Source organism: Pseudomonas sp. 51_B (assembly GCF_017491595.1).
Taxonomy (GTDB): Bacteria; Pseudomonadota; Gammaproteobacteria; order Pseudomonadales; family Pseudomonadaceae; genus Aquipseudomonas; species Aquipseudomonas promysalinigenes.
The window spans coordinates 1-487 of the sequence record NZ_JAFGYW010000264.1; the positions used below are offsets into that span (position 1 = coordinate 1).

Below are 487 nucleotides of genomic sequence, written 5' to 3' on the forward strand. Positions count from 1 at the left end.
CGGGAGTGACTGGCGCGTTGATTCCCGGTGTGGTTGGCCGGCTCTGTGATCATGGCTACCGGCACGCGCTGGCATTCGGGTTGGCCTCGTTGATGATACTGGCATGGGCAGTGCTGAGCTTTGCGGCGACAGGGCTCTGGATAATTATCGCTGCCGCAATGGCCTTGAACGTTGGCGTAATGGGCTTGCAGAACACCCATCAATCGGTCATCTACAAACTGGCCCCCGCAGCCAATTCACGGATTACCGCGGTGTTTATCAGTATCAACTTTGTTGGCGGCGCTATTGGCTCCGCAGTTGCAAGTTTCGGTATTCGGTATGTCGGCTGGGAAGGGCTGTGCCTACTGGGCGCTGCTTTGCCCGCGGCTCTTGTGCTGGCCTATGCATTGAAGGAACGGCCCTTTGCCCGCGTTGCGGTTCAATGAACATGCAAATGGGCGGCGAGGAAATCCATCAGGGCTCTTACGCGTGCGGGCAGATGTCCGCC

At 58.3% G+C, this 487-nt stretch carries 1 pseudogene; it reads left to right on the forward strand.

Annotated elements, in window-relative coordinates:
* Positions 1–425: pseudogene (locus tag J5M56_RS24745) on the forward strand (hypothetical protein); the annotation flags it as partial.
* Positions 426–487 lie beyond the last annotated feature (62 nt).